Genomic DNA, 206 nt, shown 5'->3' with positions numbered 1-206 from the left:
AATCTCACAGTCATGAATGGGGTTCAGTTTGCCTAAAATTCCAGCACACGCAACTAATATATCAAGTGCTCCAGATTCTGATAATTTCAGGCTTTCTATCATGTTTGTCAGTATCTTTACATTCTCAAAGTCTAAAAGATCAAGCTGAATTAGTTTCACAGAGCCTTCTTTAAATTCTTCAAGCTCTTCAATTTCATTATATAGTG

General features: G+C 34.5%; 1 protein-coding gene (running past both ends of the window). It reads right to left on the bottom strand.

All 206 nt of this window come from inside a single coding sequence — locus WG67_RS05615, SDR family oxidoreductase (RefSeq protein WP_070357026.1), on the bottom strand. Of the gene's 756 coding nucleotides, 157 precede the window and 393 follow it; the stretch shown corresponds to coding positions 158-363 (codon 53, partial, through codon 121, complete); reading right to left, the first codon wholly in view occupies positions 202-204. Both codon boundaries (start and stop) fall beyond the window edges.

Source organism: Wolbachia endosymbiont of Drosophila incompta (assembly GCF_001758565.1).
Taxonomy (GTDB): domain Bacteria; phylum Pseudomonadota; class Alphaproteobacteria; order Rickettsiales; family Anaplasmataceae; genus Wolbachia; species Wolbachia pipientis.
Note: the sequence above shows the minus strand (reverse complement) of the source record. Positions and strands in the feature narration are given on the sequence as shown.